This window comes from Pseudarthrobacter phenanthrenivorans, from assembly GCF_000813845.1.
Lineage (GTDB): Bacteria > Actinomycetota > Actinomycetes > Actinomycetales > Micrococcaceae > Arthrobacter > Arthrobacter phenanthrenivorans_B.
In genome coordinates, this window is sequence record NZ_JWTB01000040.1 from 38566 (window position 1) to 48239 (window position 9674).

Here is a 9674-nt window from a genome sequence, read left to right on the forward strand (position 1 = left end):
CCATGATCAGCTCAGAGACAGTCAGCAGCTACCTCACCCGGCTGGCCGCCAAGCAGCCGACGCCGGGTGGCGGGGCCGCCGCCGCCCTGCACGCGGCCCAGGGTGCAGCCCTGGTGGCCATGGTGGCGCGGTACACCACCGGCGCCAAGTACGAAGAGCACGCACCCCTGGTACAGCGCATTACCCAGGCAGCAGACGGCCTCGTCACCGAGGCACTGCACCTGGCCGACGCGGACGAACAGGCGTTCCAGGCAGTTATCGACGCCTACAGGCTCCCGTCCGGCACGGATGAGTCCAAGGCCGCGCGCGCTGCCGGGATCCAATCCGCGCTCATCCAGGCTGCAGAGACCCCTGCCCAGCTCGTCAGGGTTGCGGGCGACATCGTGGACCTTGCCACCGAGCTGTTCGACGTTGCCAATGCAAACGTCATCAGCGACGTGGCAGCGGCCGCCGATGCCGCCCGCGCAGCGGCCACCACGGCGCGCGTCAACATCGACATCAATGTCGTGGCGGTCAAGGACCCGGACGCACGCGCGCTGCTTGCCCGGCAGACGGACGGCATCGAGGAAAAGGTGGTCCTGGCGGCTGATGCCCTCTCGGCCCGCGTGCGGGAGAGGATCCTGGCGTGAGCACCGCAGTACTTTCCGGAAAGCCTTTGGCCTCTTTGTTCCAAAAGGAGGTCCAGGAGGAGGTCCGCTCGCTTGAACTGGCGGGCGTCCGCCCGATGGTGGCCGTGGTCATGGCAACGGCCGATGAGTCCACGCACTGGTACGTCCGTTCCATTGAACGGGCAGCGGAGCGAGCCGGAGTGGGCTGCCGCATCATCGACCTGGGGCATGATGCAACGGAGCCGGTGCTGGCCAGCGTCCTGCGGGACCTGAGTGCCGAACCGTCCGTGAACGGCATCATCCTGCAAACCCCGCTGCCGCCCGGTGTCCGGACCGACAACCTGGTGGGCCTCATCGCCCCGGAAAAGGACATTGACGGCGCCAATCCGCTGAGCCTGGGACGCCTAGCCGTCGGGCAGCCGGCCTTTGCACCCGCGACCGCGCGTTCCGTCGTCGAAATCCTGGACCATTACCAGGTCCCCGTGGCGGGCAAGAACGTAGTGGTGGTTGGGCGTTCCGCCGTCGTTGGCAAACCGCTGTCCCTCCTGCTGCTGGCACGGGACGCGGCCGTGACGGTCTGCCACTCCAGGTCGGGCCCGCTGGAACGCTACACGAAAGAGGCCGACGTCGTGGTGGTCGCCGCCGGGCGCGCCGGGCTGCTGGCCGGCAGCGATGTCTCCCCGCAAACCGTGGTGGTCGACGTCGGCACGAATGTCCTTCCCGATGGCTCGCTGGTGGGTGACGTGGACGCAGCAAGTGTCACCGGGACGGCAGCGGCGCTCACTCCGGTACCCGGCGGCGTGGGCTCAGTGACCACTGCGCTGCTGCTCCTTCACACCGTGGAGGCTGCCCGCCGGCAAATGTCACCCCTGCCGCTGCCGGCCGGGGCCCGGGAAGCCCAGGTCCTGGAAGCCGCAGGCTAGGAAGGGCGCAGCGTTTCCAACGGGTGTCCCGTTTTCCGTGAAAGGTGCTTCGATGGGCCTAAGACCTGGGGAGGTATTCCTCATCGAAGCACCGTTTTCGGAAAACGGGGCCCCGCAACCGGCATGATGCCCGTGACCTAACCAAGCGGGTGACTTAACAAGGAGGGGGCCCGGATGCCTGCCAATGGACTGACAGCCACCATTTCCAGGAGCACGGCTGCGCCGGGTCGCGTCCCGGAACGGGGGTGCATACCGTGGCCAGATGCGCGCCATCTCGCCTTCGGCGCCGCCGGCCCGCTCCCGCCTGTGGCAGTCCCGCTCGTTGAAGCCATTGGCCACACACTGTGCCGTGACGTCACAGCACTCCAGGACATGCCCCACTATGCCTCGTCCGCAATGGACGGTTGGGCCGTTAGCGGGCCAGGTCCATGGCTTCTCGCCGGATCCGGCCAGCACGGCTCCCTGCCTGCAGGCAACAGATTCCTGCCTGTAAACAGCGCTGCCGTGATTGCCACCGGCGGCCTGGTACCGCACGGTGCCGACGCCGTCCTCCGCAAGGAAAGCGGCCTGGCTGTCCGGGACCCCAACGGGAGCCAGGTCCTGACTCTGCGTGCCGATGCGAAGGCCGGTGAGCCGCGCAGCGGCCAACACATTCGCCCCGCCGGGCAGGAAGCCCGGTTGGGGGATGTCCTCATTCCTGCCGGTACTGTCCTTAATCCAGCACATGTGGCCGTGGCCGCGGCGGCAGGGCACGATTCGGTGCAGGTCCGCGCCCGGCCCGCCGCCGCCGTCGTACTGACCGGCGCAGAAGTGGTCACGCAGGGCCTTCCGGGCCCCGGAGAGGTCCGGGACACCTTTGGCCCGCAGCTCGGAAGCGTGGTCTCCCTGCTCGGTGGTGTTGCAGGCGCCCCGCAAAGAATCAGCGATTCGTTCGGCGAGTGGCTGGACGCCCTGGAAAACCCGGGGATGCCCTCCGGCGGCCACGCTGATGTCATCATCACCACCGGCGGCACCGGGAAATCCGGCACAGACCATTTCCGCGCCGCCATCGACGCCCTGGGCGGACGGCTGCTGGTGGACGGCATCGCGATGCGCCCTGGTCATCCGGCAGTGCTCGCTGTGCTTCCGGGCGGCCGGTTCGTGATTGGCCTGCCGGGCAATCCCCTGGCGGCCATGATGGCACTCCTCACCCTGGGCGCACCCCTGATGGCCTCGCTGGGAGGCGCGCAGCTGCCTCCGATGCACCTCGTGATGTCCGGCTGCGACGTCGACGGGGACGCGGGGAGGACACGCCTGATCCCCTGCCGGTTCCTGTCCGGCCTTGCGTTCCCGGTCGAACACACCGGCCCCGGCATGATGCGCGGGCTTGCCTGGGCAGACGCGGTCATGGCCGTTCCTCCCCAGGGCGTTGACTCGGGGGAACCGGTTCCCGTCCTCCCGCTTCCCTGGGCAGCACAGCCAGAAACCGCAGGGACACCCGGCACGCAAGGACGGAACACCGCATGGCACGCATGACCCAGCGCCAGAAGATCCACCGCTTCCGTCTCGACGACACCGGCACTGAATATCCCGTCCGCTTCAAGGAGGACGTGCTCGCCGCGGAAGAGCCCCTTGAAATCCGCCTCAACGGCAACTCCTTCGCTGTGACAATGCGGACGCCAGGCGATGACTTCGACCTTGTTGCGGGGTTCCTCGTCTCTGAAGGGGTGGTCCGTCACGCATCGGAGTTGGTTTCCCTGCGCTTCTGCGCCGGTACCAGGGACGGCGAGCAGACGTTTAATGTCGTCGATGCCCAGCTCCGCCCCGACGTGGCACTGCCGGACACCAAACGGAACGTGTACACCTCAAGTTCCTGCGGCATCTGCGGCACCGAATCCATTGACGCCGTCCGGAAGACCCAGCACTTCGACCCATCCCGGGATCCCGTCCAGATACCCCTGGATGTGCTTGCCGCGCTCCCCGAACGGCTGCGGGAGGCCCAGGCGGTGTTCGACAGGACCGGGGGCGTGCACGCTGCCGGCCTGTTCCGGGTGGACACGGGCAGACCGGAGCTGCTGTGCCTGCGCGAGGATGTGGGGCGGCACAACGCGGTGGACAAGGTAGTGGGCTGGGCGCTGAGGGAGGGGCTGCTGCCGCTGCGCGGCACCGTCCTGCAGGTCTCGGGCAGGGCCTCGTTCGAGCTTGTCCAGAAGGCCGCCCTGGCCGGGATTCCGATCCTCTCCGCAGTCAGCGCTCCGTCAAGCCTGGCGGCCGACCTCGCAGCCGAAACTGGCGTGACACTGGTGGGTTTCAATCGCGGGACCAGCCTGAACGTCTACAGCGGCCGGGACCGGCTGGTCCGGCCAGGCCAGGGGGTCCCCATCCCGGCCTGACGCACAGCTTTGCCCTGTCCACCCCGTCGCCAAGCACTCGGGTCGACCCACCTGGCCGGTCTCCCTATCCCAACGGGTAGGGCCTTCGGCATGCCCGCAAGCACTGAGCAAGAACGCTACATACTTCGACTTTCACAGGACACACTCTTGACTTTGGATGTGAGCTGGAGCACTCTTTTGTTGCATAAGGCGAACGTTGTTGATCATCACGGAACGAGTTCCTCCGGACATTTGCACTCCCGTCCCCGGGCTCCGCGCAGTGATGGTTCCCAAAACAGACGAACGAATTCATGCTGGCCGATCCAGAGGGGAGCCCCCGCTCCCGCATTGGCCGCACAACGTTGCCACTGTCCACGTGGCGGCGTTAAATCACTAAAGGAAACTGTTTATGACAACCAAAGGTGGCAGCACCATCGATCAAAGCAGTGCGGAGCGCCGGAACTTGGGGACCGTGCCAAAAACATCCCTTGAGTCCGGCGCGGCCATACCGGCTGGCAATGAGACCAGCTCCAAGTTCAAACGCCGCTTCATGGTGCGGCTTGTCGCCGTCTTCATCGGCGGAATGTTCCTCGACGGCTACATCCTCGGAATCATCGGCCCCGTCACTGGACCCATGCGGTCAGATCTCCAGCTCGACGCCCTATCCCTGGGCATGATCGCTGCAGGCCCGTTGGCCGGCATCTTCGTCGGCTCCCCGCTGGCCGGCTGGGCTACTGACAAGTTTGGACGCAAGCCCATGTTCCTCGTGGACATGGGCCTGTTCCTGATCGCCTCAGCAGCCCAGTTCTTCGTAACCACCGGAGACGGAGCCATCATCCAGCTGGCCATCATCCGTTTCATGATGGGCGTCGCGATCGGCGGCGAGTACTCCATCGGCGGCCCGCTGCTGTCCGAGTTCTCCCCGCCAAAACTGCGCGGGCGACTGCTCGGCCTGACCCTGATCGCCTGGTACGTCGGTTTCATGATGGCCTTCATCATTGGCACGCTCCTGCACGACGCCGGAACCCCATGGCGCGTCGTCATCGGCACGAGCACGATACTCGCATTCATTCTGTTCGTCGCCCGCATCGGGCTCCCCGAATCACCGAGCTGGCTCATTACGAAGGGACGGCGCGAGGAAGCACTCGCCATCGCGCACAAGTACGTCGAATCGCCACAGATGCACAAGAGCATCACCGAGGAGATCGATCTGAGGATGGTCCAGGAGGCCGAGGCCGCGAAGAGCCGGACCAAAATCAAGAACGCCTCCTTCGGAATGCTGTTCTCGAAGCAGCACTGGCGCACCACCCTCTTCACCGCGGGTTTTTGGTTCTGCGCGGTCACCCCGTACTTCGCAATTGCGACCTTCGCCGATGACGTACTCAGCCAGTTCGGCTTCGGCGGCGGCTGGGCCGGTGGAGTCGGCCTGTCCGCCCTGGCAGCCGCGGGCGTGGTCACCACCGTGCTTCTGATCGACAAGCTGGGCCGCCGAATCCTCACGGTGCCCGGACAGTGGCTCTGCGCAGGCATCCTGCTGGTCATCGGAGTCTGGGCAGACGCACCGGCGATCCTCGTGCTCGCACTGTTCCTCGCCTTCTCCTTCTTCAATGCCGGCTACACCACGTTGACCCAGGTCTATCCGGCTGAGGTATTCCCCGGACACCTGCGCGGCATCGGCATGGGCTTTGCCGCGGCCTTCAGCCGCATCGGCGCCGCACTCGGCACCTTCGCCCTGCCGTGGGCGATCAGCAACATCGGCATGGGCCCAAGCATGGTCGTAGCCGCCGTCGTCGCATTGCTCGGCGCCGTCCTCTCGCAATGGCTCGCGCCTGAGACGAAGGGGCGCACCCTGGCCGAGATCTCAACAAATATTTCCCACTGACGCCGGGACTGGACGGTCACTTCGAGCCAGAGAGCCAAGGCCCTCGGACGAATCATTTCCGGTTGGCAAATTCATGGTGTGGCTGCCGCCCTTGGCACCACCCGGCCACACGGCACAGGTGACCGGACCCGACCTAAAAGAGGCCTTCGCCGCTACAGCGGCGGAGGCCTCTTTTCTGTATTCCGACACAGGGCTGCAGCGCCTTGCAACAAACGGAGCGAAGCCTTGACATCTCATGTGAGCTGCGACACCCTGTTGCATATAGTGATGCGCGTTGCTGATAGCGAAGCGTCGCTGTCAATGTAACGCAAACCCGGAAAACCTGAGGTACTCCGAATGCACCAGGCCTGCCCGCTCAGCGAACCGGCACCAACTGGAGCCCTGCGGCTCAACATCTCCCAGGGTCATGCCGGTGTCCGGTACCAAGGTCGGGGAACTTTGGTCAACGAATCCACCGACGCATCCCGCCTCCCGCCGGGCCTGACCGTGGACGGACACGCCTAGCCCAGAACCTTCCGGACCGCCGGAGCCCAGCACCAAACCAGGAGAACCACGAATTATGAGCGCATCACCCCGCGTCGTCATCATCGGAGCCGGCATCGTCGGCACCAACCTCGCCGACGAACTGGCAAGCCGCGGCTGGACCGACATCACCGTCGTCGAGCAGGGCCCGCTGGAGCTCGCAGGCGGCTCCACGTCGCACGCCCCGGGCCTGGTGTTCCAAAACAACCCGTCCAGGACCATGACGGAATTCGCAACCTATACCGTCAACAAACTGCTGGCCCTGAGCAAGGACGGCCAGTCCTGCTTCAACCAGGTGGGCGGCCTGGAACTGGCAACCACTCCGGAGCGCCTGGCGGACCTCAAGCGCAAAATGGGCGTGATGACCTCCTGGGGCGTCGAGAGCCGGATCGTTGACGCCGACGAATGCGAAAAGATCTATCCGTTGCTGAACACGGGCAAACTCAGCGGTGGCCGGGAGGTCCTGGGCGGCCTGCTGATCCCCACCGACGGCCTCGCCCTCGCCGCCCGCGCCGTTCAGCTGCTGATCGAGCGCACGCGCGAACGGGGCGTGACCTACCGCGGCTCCACCACCGTCACCGGAATCGCCCAGGAGGGCGGCAAGGTCACCGGCGTCGAGACCTCCTCAGGACTGATCCCCGCAGACATCGTGGTGTCCTGCGCAGGATTCTGGGGCCGTGAGCTGGGCAAGATGGTGGGCCTGGAGGTACCGCTGCTGCCGCTCGCCCACCAGTACGTGGTCACCACCCCCCTCGCCGAACTCGAGGGCGTCAACGAACTGCCAAAGGGCGCCAGCAAGCCCATCCTGCGCTACCAGGACAAGGACCTGTACTACCGCGAGTGGGGCGACCGCATCGGCATCGGCAGCTACGCGCACCGGCCGATGCCCGTGGACATGTCGGTGCTGCCGAAGGTCCCGGCCGGGGAGATGTCCGACCACCGCATGCCCTCCCGCCTGGACTTCACCCTTGAAGACTTCGTGCCTGCCTGGGAGGACAGCCAGGACCTGCTGCCGGCACTGCGCCGCACCGGAATTCAGGATGGCTTCAACGGCATCTTCTCCTTCACCCCCGACGGCGGCCCGCTGATGGGCGAGGCGCCGGACCTCGACGGCTTCTTCGTGGCCGAGGCCGTCTGGGTCACGCACTCGGCAGGCGTTGCCAAGGCAATGGCAGAGTTGATCATTGATGGCCAGCCGCAGACCGACCTGCACGGCTGCGAGCTGACCCGTTTCGAGAAGGTGCAGACCTCCGACGCCTACGTCAGCGAAACGTCGCAGCAGAACTTCGTGGAGATCTACGACGTCATGCACCCGCTGCAGCCACGGGAATCCCCGCGTGACCTGCGCGTCAGCCCGTTCAACGTCCGCCAGAAGGAACTCGGTGCCTTCTTCCTGGAGTCTGCCGCCTGGGAACGCCCGCACTGGTTCGAGGCCAACCGCGGACTCCTCGAGGAACTTCCCGCCGAATGGCGGACCCCGGAACGCGACGACTGGTCCGCCATGTTCCACTCCCCCATTTCCGCCGCCGAAGCGTGGAAGACGCGCACCGCCGTCGGACTTTTCGACATGACGCCGCTGAAGCGCCTCTCCGTCGCCGGCCCCGGCGCCCAGGCGCTCCTGCACCGGCTCAGCACGGGTAACATCGCCAAAAAGCCGGGCGCGGTGACCTACTGCCTGCTGCTCGCGGACGACGGCGGCATCCGCAGCGATGTGACGGTGGCCAGGCTTGCCGACGAGGAGTTCCAGCTCGGCGTCAACAGCAACGTCGACTTCGACTACCTCCGGGTGGAAGCCCGCAAGCAGTCGGCCGCCGACCCTGCCCAATGGGTCCACGTCACCGACATCACGGGCAGCACCTGCTGCATCGGGCTCTGGGGTCCGCTGGCCCGCGAGGTCATCGGAAAGGTCAGCCAGGACGACCTCAGCAACGACGGCCTGAAGTACTTCCGCACGAAGCAGATTTCCGTTGGGGGCATCCCCGTCACGGCCATGCGGCTCTCCTACGTGGGCGAGCTCGGCTGGGAGCTCTACACCACGGCCGAATACGGGCTCAAGCTCTGGGACCTGCTGTTCGAGGCAGGCCAGGAGCACGGCATTATTGCCGCCGGCCGTGGCGCCTTCAACAGCATGCGCCTTGAGAAGGGCTACCGGCTCTGGGGCACGGACATGACGTCCGAGCACCACCCGTACCAGGCCGGTCTGGGCTTCTCGGTGGCCAAGGACAAGACCGGTTTTGTGGGTGCCGAGGCGCTGGCGGTCCGCAGGGAACAGCCGGCGGCGAAGATCCTGCGCTGCCTGACGGTCGACGACGGCACGTCCGTGGTGCTGGGCAAGGAACCGGTGTACGTGGCCGGGCAAGCCGCTGGTTACGTCACGAGCGCGGCGTACGGATTCACCATCGGCAAGCCCATCGCCTACGCCTGGCTGCCATCGTCGGTATCCGAAGGGGACGCCGTGGAGATCGAGTACTTCGGCCGGCGCGTTGCCGCCACCGTCACCGCCGAGCCTCTCTTCGATCCGGGGATGGAACGCCTCCGCGGCTGACCGGCCCCGGCGGTTGAGCCGTCGATATCTGGTGGTTGGGCCTGCTTGAGACCGGCAGGCCCAACCACCTTTTTCGTGCCCGCTCCTGCAGTCCACTCTGAATGTCGTACCCCCTTGTCATGATGGGTTTATGGGGACAGCGGCGGTGGTGAAGGCGTTTGGGGAGATCCGGGCGGCCCTTGCGGTGCTGAATGCTGAGCTGGATGGGGCCGGTGCGGCGCCGTTTTCTGCGGCCGATCCGCTGGCTGGGTTGGCGGATGGGTGCCTGGAGATTCTGGCTGGTGCGCGGGAGGTGGAGGCCGGGTTCGCGGGGTTGAAGGCTAAGGCTGCGGTGAAGTATTCGGAGGCTGCTTGTGCTGTTGCGGGTCCGGATGTGCCGGTGGTGGCGCAGGAGATGGCGGTCGCGGCCGAGATCGGGTGTGTGCTGGCGCTGGGGCCGCGGGCGGCGTCCTCGTTCCTGGCGACCTCGCACGCCCTGACCACTGGTTTGCCGCTGACCTTGGAGGCTTTGCAGGCCGGGTCCCTGTCGTGGCAGCACGCGGTGGTGATGGCCGATGAAACCGCTGGCCTGGATGCTGCCGGGGCGGCGGCGTTGGAAGCGCATTTCCTGGACCCCGGAGCACCGGATGGTGCGCGGGGGTGCCCGGTCGGGGAGTTGCCGGCGCACCGGTTCCGGGTCAAGGCGCGGACGTGGCGGGAACGCCACCATGCGGAGTCGATTGAGAAGCGGCACGCCAAAGGGGTGGTGGAGCGGCGGGTGGAGTTCCGGCCGGACCGGGACGGAATGCCCTGGCTTAGCGCGTGCCTGCCCGCGGACCAGGCGCTTGCCGGGTGGAACCGGCT

At 66.4% G+C, this 9674-nt stretch carries 6 protein-coding genes and 1 pseudogene; all 7 read left to right on the forward strand.

Features of this window, described 5'->3' with window-relative positions; genetic code table 11:
- Positions 1-2 precede the first annotated feature (2 nt).
- Positions 3-629 (forward strand): cyclodeaminase/cyclohydrolase family protein, encoded by a 627-nt coding sequence (locus tag RM50_RS18235; RefSeq protein ID WP_043455642.1) that lies wholly within the window; start codon positions 3-5, stop codon positions 627-629.
- Positions 626-1531, forward strand: a complete 906-nt coding sequence (locus RM50_RS18240) for a bifunctional 5,10-methylenetetrahydrofolate dehydrogenase/5,10-methenyltetrahydrofolate cyclohydrolase (protein WP_043455644.1) — start codon at positions 626-628, stop codon at positions 1529-1531. Before RM50_RS18235 ends, RM50_RS18240 begins: the two co-directional genes overlap by 4 nt.
- Positions 1532-1705: 174 nt before the next feature.
- Positions 1706-3046: a molybdopterin molybdotransferase MoeA gene (locus RM50_RS18245; RefSeq protein WP_043455646.1), complete on the forward strand. Its 1341-nt coding sequence runs from the start codon at positions 1706-1708 to the stop codon at positions 3044-3046.
- Positions 3034-3903 (forward strand): formate dehydrogenase accessory sulfurtransferase FdhD, encoded by an 870-nt coding sequence (gene fdhD / locus RM50_RS18250; RefSeq protein ID WP_043455647.1) that lies wholly within the window; start codon positions 3034-3036, stop codon positions 3901-3903. Before RM50_RS18245 ends, fdhD begins: the two co-directional genes overlap by 13 nt.
- 388 nt (positions 3904-4291) lie before the next feature.
- Positions 4292-5764: an MFS transporter gene (locus RM50_RS18255; RefSeq protein ID WP_240472012.1), complete on the forward strand. Its 1473-nt coding sequence runs from the start codon at positions 4292-4294 to the stop codon at positions 5762-5764.
- Between the two features lie 559 nt (positions 5765-6323).
- Positions 6324-8831 (forward strand): GcvT family protein, encoded by a 2508-nt coding sequence (locus RM50_RS18260; protein ID WP_043455649.1) that lies wholly within the window; start codon positions 6324-6326, stop codon positions 8829-8831.
- 130 nt (positions 8832-8961) lie between these two features.
- A pseudogene (locus RM50_RS18265) lies at positions 8962-9674 on the forward strand (HNH endonuclease signature motif containing protein); the annotation flags it as partial.